Below are 20,623 nucleotides of genomic sequence, written 5' to 3'. Positions count from 1 at the left end.
CGTGAGCGATTGGGACGAAGACAGCAATAACGACGTCCCTCAAAGCGGCCAGATCGGCAGTCTAGGCTACGCCACCCTGCTGCCAATGTGGCTACTTACAATCTGGCTTGCGAGCATCGACGCGACACATCCCTGGCGGGAACTGACGGCAGCATTGCTGTCAAGCTATGGCGCGCTGATGCTTACCTTCACTGCCGGCGCACATTGGGGTTTTGCGCCTTCGGTACGCGCGGCAGCCGGGGCGACAGCGCTCGTCATCATCGGCTGGATGGCGCCGCTTTTGCCAAGCAACGCCGCCTTCGTGCTGCTCGCCCTCGCGCTTGCGGCGCAGGGTACCTGGGATGCCTTTGCAGTCCACGAGGGCGACTTGCCGAAATGGTACGGGCGCATGCGCACCCGCATCACGTTCCTTTCCGTCATGGCTATGCTGGTCGCCTTCGTGGCAACAAACTAATCAGCGTCGCAGCCGGTGGTGCGCGACCGTATAGACCCGGCTGGTGCCAAGCATGTGGGCGAAGAAACGCTCCCAGCGGAACAGACCTCGATAGGCCTTGTCGAGCACATTGAGGGAGCCGGTGTAGGCGCCGAAGGCCGGCATGACGAGCCGCTCGCCATCGGTGGCAAAACAGCGCCGGCGCACGGCGCGGCCGCGCTGGACAACGACCGCCCCGGGGTGAAGGTGACCCGCAATCTCTCCGGGCTCGGCGCCGGCAAGAGGCTCATGGCGGAAGCGCAGGCCGCCAAGCGCCAACTCGCCCGCGACGATGCCTGGAAGATCAGCCGGCGCGTCCGGATCGTGATTTCCGGCGACCCAGATCCATTCACGGCCCGCCATCAGCGAAAGCAGCCTGTCACGATAGATGGACGGCATACGTTCCGCCCCGAAACCGTCGTGAAAGCTGTCGCCGAGGCTGATCACCGTCGTGGGGCGGTGATCGGCTATCACCGTATCCAGAAGGTCCAGGGTCGCACCGGTGTCATAGGGCGGCAGCAGCCTGCCGCGCCGCGCAAAGGCCGAACCCTTCTCAAGGTGCAGATCGGAAACCACCAGCAGCTGCATGTCAGGAAAGAACAGTGCGCCACGCGGATCGCACAGCGCGACCTCACCGGCAATGGCGATCATGCCAGAGCCGCGCGTAAAGCCGTGTCTTTCCGGTGCGACGTTCATCAGTCTCCCATGGCCTCATGGACGAGGTCTTCCTCGACCTCCGAAAGCAGCATCTCGTCGGCCTCGCCCTTCACCCGTTCCTTGCCGATCTCCAGCATGACGGGGACGGCGAGCGGCGAGATTCGATCCAGGTCCTTATGCATGATTCGTCCCCTGATCCGCGAGAGCATGTCGGCAAGCCTGCTGACATCCAGCAGTCCGGCCGCCGCATCCGCCTGTGTTGCGCGAAGCAGGATGTGGTCGGGATCATGCGTCCGCAGCACGTCGTAAATCAGGTCGGCCGAGACCGTCACCTGCCGGCCGGTCTTCTCCTGGCCGGGATGCCGCTTCTCGATCAGCCCGGCGATCACCGCGCAGGCGCGAAAGGTGCGCTTCAGCAGCCAGCTTTCGGCCAGCCAAGCGTCGAGGTCGTCGCCCAGCATGTCCTCGTCGAACAGGGCGGAGAGCGGCAACTCGCCGCTGCGGAAAAGGGCACCCATATCCGAATGCGCCCAGATGGCGAGGGCATAGTCGGTGGCGACGAAGCCAAGCGGATGGGCGCCGGCGCGTTCCAGCCTGCGCGTGAGCAGCATACCCAGCGTCTGGTGCGCCAGCCGGCCTTCGAAGGGATAGGCGACCATGTAGTGGCGGTTGCCGCGTGGAAAGGTCTCGACCAGCAGGTCGCCCGCCTTGGGCAGCACGGATTTTTCCGCCTGGATGGCAAGCCAATCGGCCACCTGTTCGGGCAGCTTCCGCCAGCGTTCGGAATCCGCCAGCATCGAACGAACCTCGGCAGCCAGATAGGTAGAGAGCGGAAACTTGCCGCCTGCGTATACCGGCACGCGCGCGTCCTGGCCGGTGGCGTTCGAGACGAAGCACTCATTTTCGCGGATGCCCTCGAAACGAAGCATCTTGCCAGCAAACAAAAAAGTGTCGCCGGGCGAGAGCGTTTCGAGGAAATACTCCTCCACCTTGCCGAGGACCGGGCCACCTGACACGTTTCCGCCCTTTCCACGCTGTCGGGTCATGCGCACGTTCAACATCGGCGATTCGATGATCGTGCCGACGTTGAGCCTGTACTGCTGGGCGAAGCGCGGATGCGAGACGCGCCAAAACCCGTCCCTGGTCTTGCGGATGCGCGCGTAGCGCTCATAGCTCCTGAGCGCGTAGCCGCCGGTTGCGACGAACTCGACGACGCGCGCGAACGTATCGACATCGAGTTCGGCATAGGGCGCAGCACTTCTCACCTCATCCAGCAATTCTGCCTCGTCGAACGGCTGGGCGCAGGCCATGCCCATCACGTGCTGAGCCAATACATCGAGCGCGCCCTGCTGCAGCGGCGGCGTGTCCTGCGCGCCGAGATAGTTCGCCTCCAGCGCCGCACGGCATTCCAGCACCTCGAAGCGGTTGGCCGGCACGAGTATGGCGCGGCTGGGCTCGTCCATGCGGTGGTTGGATCGCCCGATACGCTGTGCAAGACGGCTCGCACCCTTCGGCGCTCCAACGTGAACGACGAGATCGACGTCGCCCCAGTCGATGCCGAGGTCGAGGGTCGATGTAGCCACCACGGCCCGCAGCGCATTGGCCTCCATCGCATTTTCCACCCGCCGACGCTGGGCGACATCGAGCGAACCGTGGTGCAACGCGATCGGCAGCGTATCCTCGTTGACCCGCCATAGCTCCTGAAACAGGAATTCCGCCTGCGAGCGCGTGTTGACGAAAAGCAGCGTGGTGCGGTGCGCCTTGATTGCCTCGTAGATCTCGCCGATCGCATAACGAGCCGAGTGGCCGGCCCACGGCACCCGCTCCTCGGAATCCAAAATGGTGATGACCGGCTTGGCGCCGCCTTCGACGGTGATCACATCGGCCATCGCATCCGGCGAGCTCTGCGGAACGAGCCAGCGTCGCAAGGCGTCGGGTTCCGCCACCGTTGCCGACAGCCCGATCGTCCGCAACTCCGGCACGAAGCGCCGCAGCCGCGCGAGACCCAACGCAAGCAGGTGGCCGCGCTTCGAGGTCACCAGAGAATGCAGTTCGTCCAGAACCACATATTTCAGCCCGGCAAAGAAGCGTTCCGCATCCTTTGATGCGATCAGCAGCGCAAGCTGCTCCGGCGTCGTGAGCAATATGTCCGGCGGCACCAGCTTCTGGCGCTGGCGCTTGTGGGCCGGCGTGTCGCCGGTGCGGGTCTCGACGACGATGTCCAGCTCCATCTCGGCGACCGGCCGGCCGAGATTGCGCTCGATGTCGACGGCCAGCGCCTTCAGCGGCGAGATGTAAAGTGTGTGGATGCCGCGATAGCGCTCGCCCGGCTTGCGCCGTGGCCGCGACGCCAGATCGGTCAGCGACGGCAGGAAGCCGGCCAGCGTCTTGCCGGCGCCGGTCGGCGCAATCAGCAGCACCGAGGCTCCGCCCGAAGCCCGCGCCAGCAGGTCGAGCTGATGGGCGCGCGGCGCCCAGCCCCGGCTGGCGAACCAGCGAGCGAAGCTTTCCGGCAGAACGGTCGACGCGGCGAACGAGTCACTGGGCATAGGATTGTTCACCGCCAACAGGTAGCGCGGCGCGCGGCTATCGCCAAGGACGGGAAACCGTGCAGCGTCAATGCACCGCCGGCGTAAGCGCTTCGTCGCCGGTTTCGCCGGCGATTACCATGGCAGAGGTGGAGCTTCGCCTGGTTGCCAGCACCACCAGCCCGGCGATCGGGGCGCCACGGTCGCTGCGCAGATGCGCTTGCTCCATCGAGACGACATCGAAACCGCTCGCCTCCAGAAGCTCCGCTACATAGCGGCGGGAATGGGCATAGCGCCTCGATTCCCGCAGGATGAGGTCCTCAGGCCCGGCATGATTCTCGACGGAAAAGGCGAAGAGGCCGCCCGGCGCCAGCATTGCAGCCACCGCGCCGAACACGCGTTCGAGCCGGCCGAGATAGATCAGGACGTCGGCCGCCGTGACGAGGTCGACATGGTCTGTGCCCGAAGCCAGCATTTGCAGATCGCCCTGCTCGATACGGTCGTAGACACCCTTCGCCCGGGCCCTGGCCAGCATGCCCGCCGAAATGTCGATCCCTTCGAGGAAGCTTGCGACGCGCCGCAGACGCTCGCCCATCAGACCGGTGCCACAGCCAAGATCGACGGCGTGCGCGAAGGCTGTCCGGCCGGAAGCGGCGATCGCCTCCGCAATCAGCTCGGGAACCCGATAGCCAAGCCGCTCCACCAATGCGGCGTCGAAATCCCCCGCATACTGATCGAACAGTGTTTCCACGAAACCGCTCGGAGGCATTTCGGATACGGCCAGGACACCCGCAAGTTCGAGCTTCAGCGATGCACCCAGCCTGTCGGCGGGATCGAGCCGTAGCGCTTCGCGCCACGCCTCCACCGCCTCGCCCGGACGGCCGGCCTCGTCAAGCATTTCGCCCAGGCGAAACCAGCCTGCCACCCAGCCCGGCGCGATCGCAACCGTATCACGCATCAGGTCGGCCGCGGCGGCAACGTCGCCACCATCGCGCAGCATCTCGGCATAGTCCGCGCGGCGATCGGCAACGAGATCGCCGGACGAGAGCGGAAGGATTTTCATGATGTGTCCGGAACCCGCGTGTATGCGGGCGGCTGGCATATGCGCCGTCAGCAGTGATTTTGCAAGCCCTTCCACAAACGCCGCGAAAGCCTATCTTTTCAGGACCATGCAAGCACGCGACCTGCTCCACCCCCGGCCGGAAGGCCTTTACTGTCCTCCGGGCGATTTCTTCATCGACCCGGTGCGTCCGGTCGAGCGCGCGCTCATCACTCACGGCCATTCGGACCACGCGCGTGCCGGCCACCGCCACGTGCTGGCAACGCAACAGACCCTGGACATCATGGCGCTGCGCTATGGAGAAGACTTTGCGCATTCGTCCCAGGCCGCATCGCTTGGCGAGACAATCGACGTCAACGGCGTACGCGTCTCATTTCATCCGGCGGGCCATGTGCTCGGCTCGGCGCAGATCGCGGTCGAGCATGGCGGCATTCGCATCGTAGCCTCCGGCGACTACAAGCGGGCGCCGGACCCCACCTGCGCGGATTTCGAACTCGTGGCATGCGACGTCTTCATAACCGAGGCGACCTTCGGACTGCCCGTCTTCCGCCACCCGCGCCCGCGCGACGAGATCGGCCGGCTGCTGAAGTCGGTGATCCAGTTTCCCGAACGCGCACATCTCGTCGGTGCCTACGCGCTCGGCAAGGCGCAGCGCGTCATCAGGCTGATCCGCGATTGCGGCTACGACCAGCCGATCTACATCCACGGCGCGCTCGCGCGGTTGTGCGACTACTACGATACGCAGGGCATAGACCTCGGGCCGCTCGAACCCGCGACCGTCGAGAGGTCGGCGAAACGGGATTTTTCCGGCGCGATCGTGGTAGGGCCGCCTTCGGCCTTCGCCGACCGGTGGGCACGCCGCTTTCCGGACCCCGTCACGGCGTTCGCGTCGGGTTGGATGCGTATCCGCCAGCGTGTGAAGCAGCGCGGCGTAGAGCTGCCACTGATACTGTCCGACCATTCGGATTGGGATGAACTTACCCGCACCATCACCGAAACGGGCGCCCGGGAAGTCTGGGTCACGCACGGGCGCGAGGAAGCTCTTGTGCGATGGTGCGAGTTGCAGGGCGTTACGGCCCGGCCGCTCCATCTCGTCGGCTATGAGGACGAGGCGGAATAGGATGCTCACCGACTCAAGCGCCAGCAGAGCCAGCGAATGCGCATCGGTGCGTCCTTCGAGGCTCGCGTCGCTCGCACCTCAGGATGAGGACCGTAGTGCATTGGCGCCTACTGCGGGCGGGCTCTATCAAACCACCTGCCTCATCCTGAGGTGCGAGCGACGCGAGCCTCGAAGGACGCAGATCGTATCTGAAGGCAGCAGGCGATGAAGCGCTTCGCCGAACTGCTGGACCGACTGCTCCTGACGCCATCGCGCAACGCCAAGCTGAAGTTGATGGCGGACCATTTCCGCGAGGTCCCCGATCCTGATCGCGGCCTTGCGTTGGCAGCGCTGACAGGGAATCTCTCCTTTGCCTCGGTCAAGCCCGCTTTGCTGCGAGCGCTCATCGCCGAGCGCATGGATCCGGTGCTGTTCGCCTATTCCTACGACTATGTCGGCGATCTCGCCGAAACGATCTCGCTCGTGTGGCCGGGCGGCGATGCGGCCGGCGACGAGGACATATCGCTGTCCGAGGCGGTGGATCGGCTGCACGGCGCCAGCCGTTCGGATGCACCGGCCGTGCTTGCCAACCTGCTCGACGAATTGCAGCCGGACTCGCGCTTCGCCATCATCAAGCTGGTGACGGGTGGCTTGCGGGTCGGCGTCTCGGCCCGGCTCGCCAAGCAGGCGCTTGCCGATCTCGGCTCCGTTGACGTGCATGAGATAGAGGAAATCTGGCACGGGCTGGAGCCTCCCTACGACGATCTGTTCGCCTGGCTCGATGGCAAGGCGAACAAGCCAGAGCATAGCAGCCTGGCGCTGTTCCGCCCGGTCATGCTGTCGAACCCGGTGCAGGATGGCGATCTCGAACGGCTCGATCCGGCCGACTATGTGGCTGAGTGGAAATGGGACGGCATCCGCGTGCAGGCAGTTTGCGAGGGCGACCTGCGGCGGCTCTATTCGCGCACCGGCGACGAGATTTCCGGTGCTTTCCCGGACCTGCTGGAAGCGCTCGACTTTTCCGGCGCGCTCGACGGCGAATTGCTCGTGGGCCACCCGCCCGACCATACCGGCTCCTTTTCTGACCTTCAGCAGCGCCTCAACCGCAAGAGCGTGTCTGCCAAGACGATGCGCGACTATCCCGCGTTCATGCGCTGCTACGACCTGCTTCTCGACGGCGGCGAAGACACCCGCTCGCTTCCTTTCTCTGATCGCAGAGCAAGGCTGGAAGCCTTCGTGGGTGGGCTTGATCCGACGCGTTTCGACCTGTCGCCGATCGTCGCCTTCACCGACTGGCAGGAACTGGACCAGCTACGCAGCGAGCCGCCGCATCCGGTCATCGAGGGCATCATGCTCAAGCGCCGCGATACGCCCTATGTGCCTGGCCGGCCCAAGGGACCGTGGTTCAAGTGGAAACGCGATCCCCACATTATCGATGCTGTGCTGATGTATGCCCAGCGAGGCCACGGCAAACGGTCGAGCTTCTATTCCGACTATACGTTCGGTGTCTGGACCGGGCCGGAGAGCCAGCCGGAGCTCGTGCCCGTCGGCAAGGCCTATTTCGGTTTCACCGACGAGGAATTGCGGCAGATCGACAAGTATGTGCGCGACAATACTATCGACCGGTTCGGGCCGGTACGTTCCGTACGTGCGGAACGCGACCACGGGCTGGTTCTGGAAGTCGCGTTCGAGGGGCTCAATCGCTCGACGCGGCATAAATCGGGCGTCGCGATGCGTTTTCCGCGCATCTCCCGACTGCGCTGGGACAAGCCGCCGGCGGAAGCCGATCGGCTGGAAACGCTTGCCGCGATGCTCGACGGGTAGACGCTACTGCGCAGGCGTCACGCGGATGGCGTAGATGTCGACAGACTTGCCGCCATTTTCAATGTCGGGATTGATGGCGATCGTGCCACCTGCGCCGGGCTCGACCGAGGGCAGTTCGATCTCGAACAGGAACTCCTCGCGGGTGACGCCGACCGCATAGCGCTTGCGGCCGCAATCGCCCAGTTCGCCCAGGCTGCAGTCGACCGAAATCTGCGTCTCCTCGCCTTCCTGCGCGCGCGCCTCAATGTTGAAGACGGTGCGCCGGCCGGCGACCTGCTCAAGCACGCCCTGTCCCACGTCGAAAAGGATCGGCGCGCCGGAAGAGCCCGAGCGGATGCGGATGAACTGCTCGCCGTCGTCGTCCATCACCTCGGCACTCGAATCGCCAGGTGCCGTCACCGTAGTGGGATCGGCCGGGTCGAAGACCACGATCCAGTCATCGAGATTGTCGGCGCCGATCACACGCGGAGGTGCACCGGGCTCGGTCGGTTCCGGCGTGAAGTCCTCCGCATCCTCAGTGGGGCGCGGGAACGATTCGGGTCCGGGCGGTGCCAGCAACCACCATGCACCGATGCCGACAAGCGCCACGACTGCGATCGTGACCAGCGTGGCCACCCACGACCGGCTGCGACGCGGCGGCCTCGCATTCGGCACGTAGACACCCGGATCGATCTCGTCGTCGCGATAGTCCGGCCTGGAGGCTGAATCCCTTTCCTCGCCCGCCAGCGTCGGTTCAAAAGACGGCTCCGCTCGCGCCGATGCAGATTGGGGCGCTTGCGGCTCGACGGTCTCGTGCCTACGTGTTGTCGGCTCGACGGCTGGCACTGCGGGCAGGAATTCCGATTCGATGGCGGAAATTGTCGTTGAAAGCGCCTGGCGCCGACGCGCCACCATGTCCTGAGTCACATTCGGATTTGACTGCAGCGCACGGTCGAGTGCGGCAAACGCCGAACGATAGACCTTCTCGCGATAGGCCCGCTCACTCGGGTCACCTTTTTCAAAGGCGCTTCTTATCGCTTTCTCGATCGAGTCCAAGGCCGTTCCGCCGCAAAGAATTCGTGTCTTCACGCATGGTTAGCCTTCCCGCGCCGTTCAATCAATCGCGCAGGACCGTTTGTAGGACACAATACCGGACTGATGCTCGACGGTGTGCCAATCATTCGGCGGTTGCCCTCGTATGGTGATCTGCTAAAAAATGACGTTTACGCAAACGTCAATTGACCGATGGGGATGGAAGTTCATGGCGCTGCCCGACATTCTGAAGACCAATCTGCGCATTCCCGTTGTCGGCTCGCCGCTATTCATCATCTCCCATCCGCCGCTGGTTTTGGCGCAGTGCAAGGCCGGGATTGTCGGCTCCTTCCCCGCACTCAATGCACGGCCGGAAGCCCAACTCGACGAGTGGCTGGCGGAGATCACGGAAGATCTTGCCGCCCACGACGCCAGGAACCCGGACGCCATGGCCGCGCCCTTCGCGGTCAACCAGATCGTGCACAAATCCAATAAGCGGCTGGAGCACGACCTGTCGCTGTGCGTGAAATACAAGGTGCCGGTCGTGATCACCTCGCTCGGCGCGGTGCCCGAGGTCAACGAGGCCGTGCATTCCTATGGCGGCATCGTCCTGCACGACATCATCCACGACCGGCATGCCCGCAAGGCGATCGAAAAGGGCGCTGATGGCCTTATCGCGGTTGCGGCCGGTGCCGGTGGCCATGCCGGCACCTTGTCGCCCTTTGCGCTGGTGCAGGAAATCCGCCAGTGGTTCGACGGCCCGCTGCTGCTGTCGGGCGCCATCGCCAATGGTGGCGCGGTCCTCGCCGCACAGGCGATGGGCGCCGACCTCGCCTATATCGGCTCGCCCTTCATCGCGACCCGCGAGGCTCGCGCGGCGGACGAATACAAGGAGATGATCGTCGAATCCCGAGCGGCCGACATCGTCTATTCCAACCTCTTCACCGGCGTTCACGGCAACTATCTCAAGGGCTCCATCAGCGCTGCCGGGCTGGACCCCGACAACCTGCCTCAATCGGACCCGTCGAAGATGGATTTCGGCGGCGACAAGACCAAGGCCTGGAAACACATCTGGGGCTGTGGCCAGGGCATCGGCGCCGTCAGCGACGTAGTGGGTGCCGCCGAACTGGTCGACCGCCTCGCGCGCGAGTACGAGGCTGCGAAGAGCAAGATCGCGGCCTGATGAGGCAGCCCGCGGCGCGAAGTTATTCCGGCCGCGACACGGGCATCGCAATTGCGCTGATGCTGCTGGCGTGTGCGCTGGTTGCGGCAACCACGCTGATTGCAAAGATGTTGGGATCGAGCTCCGGCACCGATGCGCTGCACCCGCTGCAGGTATCCGCCGGGCGTTTCGTCTTCGCGCTGGCGGCGTTGCTTCCACTGACCGCATGGCTCAGGCCGCCGCTTTCCGGCGGAAACTGGCGAAACCACATCCTGCGCGTGCTGTTCGGATGGGCGGGCATCACCTGCCTGTTTGCCGCCTCCTCCGTCATGCGGCTGGCGGACGCGACGGCCATTTCGTTCCTCAACCCGATCGTGGCGATGATGCTCTCAATCCCCTTGCTCAGAGAACGCGTCGGGCCGTGGCGTTGGGCGGCGGCCGCGATTGCCTTTGCCGGCGCCGCGATCCTGTCCGAGCCGGGAACGGACGCGTTTCAGCCCATCGCACTGGTCGCGTTGACGGCGGCGTTCTTCATGGGCTCGGAGGCGATACTCATCAAGAAGCTGGCCGACACCGAACCGCCGCTGCGCATCCTCTTCATAAACAACCTGATCGGCGCATGCCTCGCGACAACGGCAGCATCCTTCGTCTGGCGTATGCCCGCCCCGGACCAGTGGGTGCTTCTGGCCGTTCTTGGCGTCACCATGGTGACGGTGCAGGCAATCTTCATACAAGCGATGCGGCGGGGCGAGGCGAGTTTCGTGATGCCATTCTTCTACACGACTCTGATATTCGCCGGTCTTTACGACTATCTGGTCTTTGACGAGCGCCCGACCGCAGCTGGCATCGTTGGCGCGGTGCTGATCGTCGCCGGCGCGCTGACAATCGCGTGGCGCGAGCGCATTCAACGGAGGCGCTGGACTGTTCGCGGCAAAAAGGCCGCCGGCTGATTCAACCGGCGGCCTTCCTGTTCCCTGAAGTACGGGTCAGTTCGCCTCGATAACCGTGATGCGGCCCTCGAGCTTCGGTTTGTAGGGAGCGTTGTTGGCGAGGTATTCCGCCACGATCTCCTCCATGCCGGGACCGTAGTCGTATGGGTCCACCGCGTTGGAGGCGAACAGCGCGTAGCCGTCGCCGCCCTTGCGCATGAAGTCGTTGGTGCCGACGCCGTAGACCTTCTCCATCTCTATCGCCACCCACTGGTCACCGTCGAGCACTTCGACGTCCTTGATGCGGCCCTGGTCGGGCGCGACGGTCATGTCGAGCGTGTATTTGAGACCGCCAACCTGCGGGAACCTGCCGGCGCCGTTCTCGATGTCGTTCACCGCCGTTTCCAGCGAGGCGACGATGTCGGCACCCTTGAGCTTCATCGTCGCCAGCGTGTTCTGGAACGGCAGGACGGAGAGAACGTCGCCCACCGTCGCCATGCCCTCGTCGATGGAGGCACGCAGGCCGCCGCCGTTCTGGATCGCAATGGTGACGCCCTGGTCTGCCGTGCGCGCCAGAATCGCGTCAGTGACGAGGTTGCCCATCTCGCATTCCTTGGCGCGGCAGGTCTCGCGGCTGCCGTCGATCGGGGCTGCGACCTCGGCAACTTCCGTCGCCTTAAGCGTCTCGATCGGACCGGCCAGTTCCTTGATGCGCGCCTCGATCTCCGGATCGGGCTCGATCGAAGCATCGAGGATACGGGTGTCGCCCGTGGCCTCCGCAACATAGCCATCGGCGTCGAAGACGAGCGTCAGATCGCCGAGATGCTTGGAATAGGCGCCTGCCTGCACGATCGGTACGGCGCGGCCGGCCGGGTTCTCGACCAGCGTCGCATAGGCCGGCGCACCTTCCTCGGTGTTGGACAGCAGCGTGTGGCTATGACCGCCGATGATTGCCGAGATGCCTTCGACCGCTGCGGCGATCTCCTGGTCACGCGTGAAGCCGACATGCGACAGCAGCAACACCTTGTTGACCCCCTCGGCGCGAATACGCGACACGGCATCCGTGAGGTATTCGATCTCATCGCCGAAGCTGACGTTGGGACCGGGCGACGAGGTGACGACCGTGTCGGCGGTCAACACGGACAGGATGCCGATCTTCTCGCCGCCGGCTTCCAGGATCGACCATTCCGCGACCTTGCCGTGCAGCTTCTCCGATTCGGCGACGGTCAGGTTGCCGCAGACCACGGGGAACTCGACCAGATCGACGAAATCGGCCAGATTGTCCGGCCCGTTGTCGAATTCATGGTTGCCGAGGGCCATGGTGTCGAAGCCGATCTTGTTCATGAACTCGCCTTCCGCCTTGCCGCGGTAGGTGGTGTAGAACAGCGAACCCTGGAACTGGTCGCCCGCGTCGAGCGTGATCACATTCTCGCCGGCGTCCTCGATTTCCTTGCGGCGCTCGCGGATCTTCGTGGCAAGGCGGCCAAAGCCGCCGAAGCACTTGCCTTCCCCGGCATCCTCAGCCGAGCAGGTCGAATTGTACTTGCTGATCGATTCGACGCGCGAATGCATGTCGTTGATATGCAGCACGTTGAGTTTGTATGCCCCCTGCGCGCGGGCCGACGTCATCGAGAAATGGCCGGTCGAAACGCCGCCGGCGACGACCAGGCTGGCGCCCGCCACCTGCAGGAACCTGCGGCGGCTGAGTGCGGTTTCCGGTGTCCCGCCTGCGTTCTTCTTATCGTTGCTAGACATTTCGTGCGCCTCCTTTTTCGCGCTTTGATGTTCCCCGCGACGCCGGGCCTGGATGATGGTCGGGGACGGGTGTCCCCGGCCCGGATATGGCCCGGTTCTGTGATCGCTTGATGAATGTTCCCCTGCGTTGACCCTTTGGTCAAGAAATACCTTCGCAGCCGGCTAAAGGGAGCGGCTTTGCTGGCCCACCATCGGGGGCATGACGCGCGCGCGCGACACTGCTATTGCTGCGCCAAACATTGAAACGAAAGGCAGACAGCCGATGCTCAAGACGCCCTATCTCCTCTTTCTCGGCGACGCGCCGGACCAGCTTGCCGCGAAGGTTGCCCAGGGCATCAAGGACTGGCGGCCGGAGTTCTCGCTCGGCCAGCTCAAGCTGGACGGCTGCAAGGCCGAGCTCGGCCTTCCCAACATGACGATCGCCGAGGCCAAGGCCGCCGGCGCGCAGACGCTCGTCGTTGGAGCCGCCAATCGCGGTGGTGTCATTTCGGACGCCTGGATCGCCACGCTGATCGAGGCCATCGAGGCCGGCATGGACATCGCCTCCGGCCTGCACAACCTTCTGCGCGATCGCAAGGAACTGGTGGACGCGGCGGCGAAGGCCGGCGTCGAGCTCTTCGACGTGCGCGTTCCGACCGTCGAATACCCGATCGCGGACGGCAAAAAGCGCACCGGCAAGCGCTGTCTGGCAGTCGGCACCGATTGCTCGGTCGGCAAGATGTACACCGCGCTTGCGATGGAAAAGGAAATGCGGGCGCGGGGCCTGAAGGCCAGCTTCCGCGCCACCGGACAGACCGGCATCCTGATCACCGGCTCCGGCGTGCCGCTCGATGCGGTGGTGGCGGACTTCATGGCCGGTGCGGTCGAGTGGCTGACGCCCGACAACGACGCGGACCACTGGGACCTCATCGAGGGCCAGGGCAGCCTGTTCCACCCGTCCTATTCGGGCGTGACGCTGGCGCTGGTGCATGGCGGCCAGCCCGACACGCTGGTTTTGTGCCACGAACCGACCCGCACACATATGCGCGGCCTGCCGCACTACCAGCTCCCGTCTCTCGAAACGCTGAGGGATACCGCGCTGGACATGGCGCGCGTGGTCAATCCCGACGTCAAGGTGATCGGCATATCGGTCAACACGGCAGGAATGTCGGTGGACGAGGCGCGCAGTTACCTCGCAGAGGTCGAGCAGCGCATGGGCCTGCCAGCGGTCGATCCGTTCCGCGACGGCGCGGCCCGTCTGGTCGACGCGCTGGGCTGAGCCCTATCAGCGTCCCAGGGCGGGACCGATGATCTCGATCCGGTTGGTCCAGACATAGCCGTCGAAGCTGGCCGGGACGCGATCCAGCGTCTCGAGGTCATCGATGCCGGCGGTTCCCGGATCGCCGGCACTGTACGGCCCAAGCAGGATGATCTCGCTGCCGACGGCGGCGAGACGCTGCTGGAAGCGGTTCGGCCACCCCCATAGCCATGGCGCGACGTTGATCGGCAACATGACCATCGTGTTTCGGCAGGCCTCCGGCACATAGCCGGACCATCCGAGCGCGACGTATCGCCCTAGACAGGCGAAGAGGCCGCGGCGCGTCCAGGTCTTCAGCGCGGGCAGGCGTTTCTGGGCCGCGAGCGTGGGGGCGTCGCCGCCATAAGCACCCCAAAGCGATGCCCTCCACTCCGGCTCCCGCGCCGCCAGATCGGCCAGCATCGCCGCTTCTCTTTCTTCGTTGGACTTGAAATTGATCAGGAAGCGGCGTTCCGGCATGGCAGCCAGCACGTCCGCAAGTGACGGCATCAGACCCACGCCCTTGCCGCGCAGGGGAAAAGTCACGCCGCCGTCGGCGCTGTAGCCGTAGCCGACGTCCAGCGTTTTCAGATAGGCCATGTCGTGGCTGCGCGTCTCGCCAGTGCCATCCGTCCGGCAATCGATCGTCCAATCATGCATGACGGCGAACTGGCCATCGGTGGTGGGATGAACGTCTAGTTCGACGATTTCGGCGCCGGCAGCGAACGCGGCCTGCATGGACGGTATCGTGTTTTCGAAGAATTCGTGCTCCGGCGGGTGGATGCGGAGCGCCGTGCAGGTGTCATTGTCGAGATCGGTGCGATCGAAGGTGTGGTGAACGCCACGATGCGCGATCAGCTTCACGGCTGGCGTCTCCGGTGTGGCGGCGAGCCATGAAGCGTTCAGTAAATAGACTGCGAGCAGGACGAGCAGCGCGAACGCGGCAAATTTCTTCATCGGCGATCCCCTTCGGCAACAACCGGAGGTAGATGCGGTGACTGTGAACGAATTGAGGCGCCGGCGCGCTTCGCTGTTCACAACCCTTCCGCGAGAAATTTTCGAACGCATGTCGGGTACCCGGCGGTGCGTGCGTCCTTGAGGCAGCAGCAACGAAGCCTCGTGAAGGAGGGACACATGAACACGACCGCGATGCTCTGGACTGGCCGTATTCTTTCAGGACTTTTTGTACTCTTCATGCTGGGTGCTTCCGTGACACCCAAGCTTGCCGGCATGCCGGTGGCGGAAGAGACCATGGCGCAGCTCGGCTGGCCGGCCGGCTACGCCATGATGATCGGCATCATCGAACTCTTCTGCGTGATCCTCTACGTCTATCCGCGGACGAGCGTGCTCGGTGCGGTGCTGACCATGGGGCTTCTCGGCGGCGCGATGGCGACGCAGGTGCGCGCCGAAAGCCCGCTCTTCAGCCACGTCCTGTTCAGCCTCTATCTCGGCCTGTTCATGTGGGGCGGGCTGTGGTTGCGCGACCCGCGTCTGCGCGCGATCTTCCCCTTTGCCAGCGCACGGTCAAAGACAGGAACCTAAACGGACCGGAAACTGGTCTCACTCCTCCGGCTCGGTCGTGAACAGTAGCGGGTAGCCCTTGGCGCGACCCGCATCTGTCGCGCGCGTCGCCTTGGTTTCGGCCACATCCCGCGTAAAGACAGCCACGACGCAGACACCACGTTGGTGTGCGGTGATCATGACACGATGTGCCTGATCCTCGCTCATGCGGAACTCGCCCTTGAGCACGGTGACCACGAACTCGCGCGGGGTGAAATCGTCATTGACGAGGATCACCTTGTGCAGTCGTGGCCGCTCGATCTTCGGCTTGGTCCTGGTTTTCGGCGTCGTGGTTGGGTTGCTCGTTGGCATGACGGTTCCGCTCGTACGTCAGCGAAGCCGCATTGTCGCATTGGCGGGCGAGCCGGTCAAAGCTGCGATTCGATCGGCAGCCAGGAGACGATCCTGGCGATGATGCGACGCGTCAAGCCGGCCTCCGGCTCACGATCGTAGATCTGCATCTTGCCATCACGCTCGCCTTCCCAACGCAGGTCTCCCCCGGCATCGAGATAGACGCGGTAACTCATGGCGGGCGCCGTTTCTTGGGCGAAGACTTCACGCATCTGGCCGACGAGCCCTTCGTCCGCAAACAGCACGCCCATTTCCGTATTGAGCGACGCGGACCGTGGATCGAAGTTGAACGATCCGACAAAGCCGGTCTCGCCGTCCACGGTGAAGGCCTTGGTATGCAGGCTCGCCGCACTCGAGCCGAACAGCGACATGTCTGACGGGCGGGCATGCGGCTGCAGTTCGAAGAGCCGGACGCCGCCGGCAAGCAGTTGCGGACGGTAGGGCGCGTAGCCGCCATGCACCGCAGCAACGTCGGTTGCGGCGAGCGAGTTGGTAAGCACGGCAACGTCGACACCGTTCCTGACCATGCCGGTGAGGCCACCCGTTCCTTCCACACCAGGCACGAAATACGGCGACGTGATCTCAACGGAGCGGTCGGCGGAAGCGATGACCGGCATCAGCGTGGTCATCATCCAGTTATCCGGGTTCTTGGCCAGCGCCTTTTCCGGCGGATCCGAAATGACCTTGGCTTCGCTTGTCCAGTAGGTCGGCAAGCCGCCGTCGAGCATGGAAAGCACCGATATGCGTTCCAGCGCCCGATCGACATAGGGTGCTGCCTCACCGGTTCTGGACAGTTGGGAAAGACCTTTCTGCAGCGTTTCCAGTCCGCCTTCGCGCGCCGTGGCGAGTGCGCCGATCGGCATTGAGACGTCGCTGTTCCAGAAGCTGTCGAAGATGACTTCCGTCTGCCGGACCACCGGTCCCATCATGAGCATGTCGATGTCGCGGAAGTTGGACGTTTCGGCCGCATCGAAATACTCGTCGCCGATGTTGCGCCCGCCGATGATGGCGAGCCTGCCATCGGCGATCCACGCCTTGTTGTGCATGCGCCGCGTCACGCTGAAAGCGCGCAGGACCATTTCGAGCCCGCGCCGCAACCCGCCATCGCGGGCCCGGCTGGGGTTGAACAGCCGAACGGAAATGCCGGGATGCGCATCGAGCGCGAGATAGATGCTGTCCTTGCCGCTGGCGTTGATGTCGTCGAGCAGAAGCCGGACGCGCACGCCGCGATCGGCGGCTCCAATGAGCTCGTTGGCGAGGAGACGCCCGGTCAGGTCGTCCAGCCAGTAATAATACATGAGGTCGAGACTGCGGGCCGCCACGCGGGCGGTCAGGGCGCGCGCTGCGAAGGCATCGAGGTTGTCGGGCAGCAGGGTCAGGCCGCTGCGGCCATGCTGCGCTTCGACGCGTGGGCCGATGCCGCGATCCAGGACGGTAAAGGCCGGGTCGGTAGGCAGCGCCGACATGTCCTCGCCACGGGCATGGCGAGCGAAATGGCCATAGGAAAGCGCGGCGAGGAACGACGCCGCAACGAGAACGAGCGCACCGACCAGCAGAATCACGAACATGCGCATCGCCGCATCGCAGCTAGGAATTGACCGGATACATCATAGCCATCCCCTGCGCCTTGCCAAGGAGAAGGGGCGGAGCAGCCCCTTCCCTCGCCTTCGCGGAATGCCGCCCGTCACCCGTTTGCCGATGCCACCGCGCGCTTGGCCATGACGACGACCAGATTGGCACGATATTCGGCGTTCGCGTGGATGTCGCTCATCAGCGTCCCGGCGGACACGGAAACGCCCTCCAGTGCAGAGGTGTCGAACTTCTTGGACAATGCCGCCTCGATTTCCTTCGAGCGGAAGACACCCTCCTCTCCCGCCCCGGTCACTGCCACGCGCACGCCATCTTTCGCCTTGGCAACGAACACGCCGGTCATCGCATAACGTGAAGCCGGATTCGGGAATTTCGCATAGCCGCATTTTGCCGGCGCTGTGAAGGTGACGGCAGTGATGACCTCGTCATCCTTGAGCGCTGTCTCGAACAGGCCGGTGAAGAACTTGTCCGCGGCGATCTCGCGCTTGTTGGTGACGATGGTGGCCCCTAGTGCAAGCAGCGCCGCCGGATAGTCGGCCGCCGGATCGTTGTTGGCCACCGATCCGCCTATCGTGCCCATGTGGCGCACATGCGGGTCGCCGATATGCGCCGCAAGATTGCAGATCGCCGGGCAGACGGATGCGAGCTTGGCGTTCGCGGCGACCTCGGCGTGTGTCGTGGCGGCGCCGATCGTCACCGTCTTTCCGGAAATCTTGATGCCCTTAAGTTCGGGCACATGGCGCAGGTCGACGAGATCGGACGGGGCCGCAAGCCGCGTCTTCATTGCCGGAATCAGCGTCATGCCCCCGGAGACGAACTTGCCGTCATCCGCCTTCTTGAGCAGCTTCACGGCGTCGGCGACGGAGGAAGCGCGATGGTAGTTGGTGGAATACATGGTCGTGTCTCCTCAGTGCTTCGTCGCGGCCTTGAGCGCCGACCAGACCTTCTGCGCCGTCGCCGGCATGGCCAGGTCGTTGTTGCCGATTGCATTCGTGATGGCATTGATGACCGCCGGCGGCGAGCCGATCGCGCCCGCTTCGCCACAGCCCTTGATACCGAGCGGGTTGCCTGGACACGGCGTGTTCGAGGTCGAGACCTTGAAGGACGGCAGATCGTCGGCGCGCGGCATGGTGTAGTCCATGTAGCTGGCCGTCAGAAGCTGGCCTGACGCGGGATCGTAGTGGGCGCCTTCCAGCAGCGCCTGGCCGATGCCCTGTGCGATGCCGCCATGCACCTGCCCCTCGACGATCATCGGGTTGATGATGTTGCCGAAATCGTCAGCGGCCACGAACTGCACAATCTCGGTCTCGCCCGTATCGGGATCGACCTCGACCTCGCAGATGTAGCAGCCGGCCGGGAAGGTGAAGTTGGTCGGATCGTAGAACGCGCCTTCCTTCAGGCCCGGTTCCATGCCGCCCGGCAGGTTGTGGGCCGTGTAGGCAGCCAGCGCGAGCTGGAACCACGGCACCGACTTGTCGGTGCCGGCCACCTTGAGCTCGCCGTTCTCGATCACGATGTCGCCCTCGTCGGCCTCCATCAGGTGGGCGGCGATCTTCTTGGCTTTCGCTTCCACCTTGTCGAGCGCCTTGACGACCGCCGACATGCCGACCGCACCTGAGCGCGAGCCGTAGGTTCCCATGCCCATCTGTACCTTATCGGTGTCGCCATGGACGATGGAGACGGAGTCGATCGGAACGCCGAAGCGATCCGCCACGAGTTGCGAGAACGTCGTCTCGTGGCCCTGGCCGTGGCTGTGCGAACCGGTCAGCACCTCGATGGTGCCCACCGCATTGACACGCACTTCCGCGCTTTCCCAAAGGCCGACGCCGGCGCCGAGCGACCCCACTGCGGCCGACGGCGCAATGCCGCAGGCCTCGATGTAGCAGCTCATGCCGATGCCGCGCAGTTTGCCGGCCTTCTTCGCCTTTTCACGGCGTTTCTCGAAGCCGGCATAGTCGGCCTCCTTCATGGCCGCCTCCAGCGAGGTCTCGTAGTCGCCGGCGTCGTAGGCCATGATCACGGGCGTCTGGTAAGGGAACTCGCGGATGAAGTTCTTGCGCCGCAGTTCCGCAGGCGAAACGCCAAGCTCGCGCGCAGCCGTCTCGACCACCCGCTCCAGCAGATAGGTCGCCTCGGGTCGTCCGGCCCCGCGATAGGCATCGACCGGCGCCGTATTGGTATAGACGGCGCGCACATTGGCGTGGATCGCCGGAATGGCGTACTGGCCCGACAGCAACGTGGCGTAAAGATATGTCGGCACCGAGGACGAGAACAAAGACATGTAGGCGCCGAAATTGGCAACCGTATCGACCTTCAACGCCGTCATCCTGTTGTCGGCGTCGAAGGCAAGCTGCACTTCGGACACGTGGTCGCGACCGTGCGCATCGGTCAGGAAGCTTTCGGTGCGGTCAGCCACCCATTTGACCGGCACACCGGCACGCTTGGAGGCCCACAGGCAGACGATCTCCTCGGGATAGATGAAAATCTTGGAGCCGAAGCCGCCGCCGACATCGGGCGCGATCACGCGTAGCTTGTTCTCCGGCGCGACATTGTAGAAGGCGCTCATCACCAGTCGCGCGACGTGCGGGTTCTGCGACGTCGTCCAGCAGGTGTAGTGATCCTCGCCCTTGTCGTAGTGGCCAAGCGCGGCACGCGGTTCCATCGCGTTTGGCACCAGCCGGTTGTTGACGATGTGCATCTTCGTGACGTGGGCCGCCTTGGCGATCGCCGCGTCCGTCGCGGCGGAATCGCCGATCTCCCAGTCGTAGATGAGGTTTCCGTCCGCTTCCGGATGAAGCTGCGGCGCGCCTTTCTTGAGCGCCTCGACCGCATCCGCGACGGATTTCTTCTCCTTGTAGGTAACCTCGACCGCCTCCGCGGCGTCCCGCGCCTGGCCCTTCGTCTCGGCGACCACGATCGCCACGGCGTCGCCAACATAGCGCACGCGGTCTACGGCCATCGGGGACCATGCCCCCATCTTCATGGGCGTGCCGTCCTTGGAATGAATCATCCAGCCGCAGATCAGGTTGCCGATCCCATCGGCCTTGATCTCCTTACCGGTCAGCACCGCGATCACGCCCGGCATCGCCTGCGCGGCCTTCACGTCGATCTTCTTGATGTCGGCATGCGCGTGCGGGGAACGCACGAATGCGGCATGTTTCATGCCCGGCACGACCAAGTCGTCGACATAGCGGCCCGAGCCGGTGATGAACCTCTTGTCTTCCTTGCGCGCAACGCGTGCGCCGATGCCTTCAATTCCCATTGCTTCCTCCTCCGGAAGAAAGGGCAGTAGGGGAGTAAGGCAATAAGGCAGTAGGTAGGCCCGACACTTCGACAGGTATTTCCTACT

17 protein-coding genes are annotated in these 20,623 nt (G+C 64.3%); 7 read left to right on the top strand and 10 right to left on the bottom strand.

Going from position 1 to position 20,623, the window contains the following annotated elements; genetic code table 11:
- The first annotated feature begins 1 nt into the window (after position 1).
- Positions 2 to 454, top strand: coding sequence for a DUF3429 domain-containing protein (locus tag V1479_RS06105; protein WP_368802134.1), 453 nt, complete (start codon positions 2 to 4; stop codon positions 452 to 454).
- Here the strand turns inward: V1479_RS06105 and pdeM are convergent, their stop codons facing one another.
- From pdeM to V1479_RS06090, 3 genes are all read right to left on the bottom strand, one after another.
- Positions 455 to 1,123, bottom strand: coding sequence for a ligase-associated DNA damage response endonuclease PdeM (pdeM, locus tag V1479_RS06100; RefSeq protein WP_368802828.1), 669 nt, complete (start codon positions 1,121 to 1,123; stop codon positions 455 to 457). It lies immediately after the preceding gene.
- 44 nt (positions 1,124 to 1,167) lie between these two features.
- Complete coding sequence (locus V1479_RS06095) at positions 1,168 to 3,678, bottom strand: ligase-associated DNA damage response DEXH box helicase (RefSeq protein WP_368802133.1); 2,511 nt, start codon at positions 3,676 to 3,678, stop codon at positions 1,168 to 1,170.
- A gap of 67 nt (positions 3,679 to 3,745) precedes the next feature.
- Positions 3,746 to 4,720, bottom strand: coding sequence for a class I SAM-dependent DNA methyltransferase (locus tag V1479_RS06090; RefSeq protein ID WP_368802132.1), 975 nt, complete (start codon positions 4,718 to 4,720; stop codon positions 3,746 to 3,748).
- A 106-nt stretch (positions 4,721 to 4,826) separates the two neighbouring features.
- Between V1479_RS06090 and V1479_RS06085 the strand changes: the two genes are divergently transcribed.
- Positions 4,827 to 5,837 (top strand): ligase-associated DNA damage response exonuclease, encoded by a 1,011-nt coding sequence (locus tag V1479_RS06085; RefSeq protein WP_368802131.1) that lies wholly within the window; start codon positions 4,827 to 4,829, stop codon positions 5,835 to 5,837.
- Between the two features lie 204 nt (positions 5,838 to 6,041).
- Positions 6,042 to 7,640, top strand: coding sequence for a cisplatin damage response ATP-dependent DNA ligase (locus tag V1479_RS06080; RefSeq protein WP_368802130.1), 1,599 nt, complete (start codon positions 6,042 to 6,044; stop codon positions 7,638 to 7,640).
- Between the two features lie 3 nt (positions 7,641 to 7,643).
- Here the strand turns inward: V1479_RS06080 and V1479_RS06075 are convergent, their stop codons facing one another.
- On the bottom strand, positions 7,644 to 8,708 hold the full coding sequence (locus tag V1479_RS06075; RefSeq protein WP_368802129.1) for a hypothetical protein: 1,065 nt from the start codon (positions 8,706 to 8,708) through the stop codon (positions 7,644 to 7,646).
- A 172-nt stretch (positions 8,709 to 8,880) separates the two neighbouring features.
- Between V1479_RS06075 and V1479_RS06070 the strand changes: the two genes are divergently transcribed.
- Positions 8,881 to 9,834, top strand: a complete 954-nt coding sequence (locus V1479_RS06070) for an NAD(P)H-dependent flavin oxidoreductase (protein WP_368802128.1) — start codon at positions 8,881 to 8,883, stop codon at positions 9,832 to 9,834.
- Entirely contained in the window at positions 9,834 to 10,763 is a 930-nt protein-coding gene (locus V1479_RS06065; RefSeq protein ID WP_368802127.1) for a DMT family transporter, read from the top strand. The genes V1479_RS06070 and V1479_RS06065 overlap by 1 nt, the downstream gene beginning before the upstream one ends.
- A 36-nt stretch (positions 10,764 to 10,799) precedes the next feature.
- Here V1479_RS06065 and V1479_RS06060 read toward each other — a convergent pair whose 3' ends face one another.
- A complete protein-coding gene (locus V1479_RS06060; RefSeq protein WP_368802126.1) occupies positions 10,800 to 12,497 on the bottom strand; it encodes a bifunctional metallophosphatase/5'-nucleotidase in 1,698 nt (565 codons plus the stop codon).
- A 262-nt stretch (positions 12,498 to 12,759) separates the two neighbouring features.
- Between V1479_RS06060 and dgcN the strand changes: the two genes are divergently transcribed.
- On the top strand, positions 12,760 to 13,755 hold the full coding sequence (gene dgcN / locus V1479_RS06055; protein WP_368802125.1) for an N-acetyltransferase DgcN: 996 nt from the start codon (positions 12,760 to 12,762) through the stop codon (positions 13,753 to 13,755).
- 6 nt (positions 13,756 to 13,761) lie between these two features.
- Here dgcN and V1479_RS06050 read toward each other — a convergent pair whose 3' ends face one another.
- A complete protein-coding gene (locus V1479_RS06050; RefSeq protein WP_368802124.1) occupies positions 13,762 to 14,730 on the bottom strand; it encodes a glycerophosphodiester phosphodiesterase family protein in 969 nt (322 codons plus the stop codon).
- 177 nt (positions 14,731 to 14,907) lie between these two features.
- On the opposite strand from V1479_RS06050, the gene V1479_RS06045 reads away from it, so the two are divergent.
- Positions 14,908 to 15,315, top strand: coding sequence for a DoxX family protein (locus V1479_RS06045; protein ID WP_368802123.1), 408 nt, complete (start codon positions 14,908 to 14,910; stop codon positions 15,313 to 15,315).
- 18 nt (positions 15,316 to 15,333) lie between these two features.
- Here the strand turns inward: V1479_RS06045 and clpS are convergent, their stop codons facing one another.
- From clpS to V1479_RS06025, 4 genes are all read right to left on the bottom strand, one after another.
- Positions 15,334 to 15,645, bottom strand: a complete 312-nt coding sequence (clpS, locus tag V1479_RS06040; RefSeq protein WP_173187188.1) for an ATP-dependent Clp protease adapter ClpS — start codon at positions 15,643 to 15,645, stop codon at positions 15,334 to 15,336.
- A gap of 56 nt (positions 15,646 to 15,701) precedes the next feature.
- On the bottom strand, positions 15,702 to 17,258 hold the full coding sequence (locus tag V1479_RS06035; protein ID WP_368802122.1) for a phospholipase D family protein: 1,557 nt from the start codon (positions 17,256 to 17,258) through the stop codon (positions 15,702 to 15,704).
- 110 nt (positions 17,259 to 17,368) lie between these two features.
- Entirely contained in the window at positions 17,369 to 18,169 is an 801-nt protein-coding gene (locus V1479_RS06030) for an FAD binding domain-containing protein (RefSeq protein ID WP_368802121.1), read from the bottom strand.
- A gap of 12 nt (positions 18,170 to 18,181) precedes the next feature.
- Complete coding sequence (locus V1479_RS06025) at positions 18,182 to 20,536, bottom strand: xanthine dehydrogenase family protein molybdopterin-binding subunit (protein ID WP_368802120.1); 2,355 nt, start codon at positions 20,534 to 20,536, stop codon at positions 18,182 to 18,184.
- Positions 20,537 to 20,623 lie beyond the last annotated feature (87 nt).

It is taken from the genome of Neoaquamicrobium sediminum, assembly GCF_040970315.1.
Lineage (GTDB): Bacteria > Pseudomonadota > Alphaproteobacteria > Rhizobiales > Rhizobiaceae > Aerobium > Aerobium sediminum.
This window is presented reverse-complemented; position numbering and strand designations above follow the sequence as displayed.

Bases quoted from the DNA above. Each gene is read 5' to 3' on its own strand.
- pdeM (WP_368802828.1), bottom strand. From the start codon at position 1,123: ATGATCGCCATTGCCGGTGAGGTCGCGCTGTGCGATCCGCGTGGCGCA.
- V1479_RS06095 (WP_368802133.1), bottom strand. From the start codon at position 3,678: ATGCCCAGTGACTCGTTCGCCGCGTCGACCGTTCTGCCGGAAAGCTTC.
- V1479_RS06090 (WP_368802132.1), bottom strand. From the start codon at position 4,720: ATGAAAATCCTTCCGCTCTCGTCCGGCGATCTCGTTGCCGATCGCCGC.
- V1479_RS06085 (WP_368802131.1), top strand. From the start codon at position 4,827: ATGCAAGCACGCGACCTGCTCCACCCCCGGCCGGAAGGCCTTTACTGT.
- V1479_RS06080 (WP_368802130.1), top strand. From the start codon at position 6,042: ATGAAGCGCTTCGCCGAACTGCTGGACCGACTGCTCCTGACGCCATCG.
- V1479_RS06070 (WP_368802128.1), top strand. From the start codon at position 8,881: ATGGCGCTGCCCGACATTCTGAAGACCAATCTGCGCATTCCCGTTGTC.
- V1479_RS06065 (WP_368802127.1), top strand. From the start codon at position 9,834: ATGAGGCAGCCCGCGGCGCGAAGTTATTCCGGCCGCGACACGGGCATC.
- V1479_RS06060 (WP_368802126.1), bottom strand. From the start codon at position 12,497: ATGTCTAGCAACGATAAGAAGAACGCAGGCGGGACACCGGAAACCGCA.
- dgcN (WP_368802125.1), top strand. From the start codon at position 12,760: ATGCTCAAGACGCCCTATCTCCTCTTTCTCGGCGACGCGCCGGACCAG.
- V1479_RS06050 (WP_368802124.1), bottom strand. From the start codon at position 14,730: ATGAAGAAATTTGCCGCGTTCGCGCTGCTCGTCCTGCTCGCAGTCTAT.
- V1479_RS06045 (WP_368802123.1), top strand. From the start codon at position 14,908: ATGAACACGACCGCGATGCTCTGGACTGGCCGTATTCTTTCAGGACTT.
- clpS (WP_173187188.1), bottom strand. From the start codon at position 15,645: ATGCCAACGAGCAACCCAACCACGACGCCGAAAACCAGGACCAAGCCG.
- V1479_RS06035 (WP_368802122.1), bottom strand. From the start codon at position 17,258: ATGCGCATGTTCGTGATTCTGCTGGTCGGTGCGCTCGTTCTCGTTGCG.
- V1479_RS06030 (WP_368802121.1), bottom strand. From the start codon at position 18,169: ATGTATTCCACCAACTACCATCGCGCTTCCTCCGTCGCCGACGCCGTG.
- V1479_RS06025 (WP_368802120.1), bottom strand. From the start codon at position 20,536: ATGGGAATTGAAGGCATCGGCGCACGCGTTGCGCGCAAGGAAGACAAG.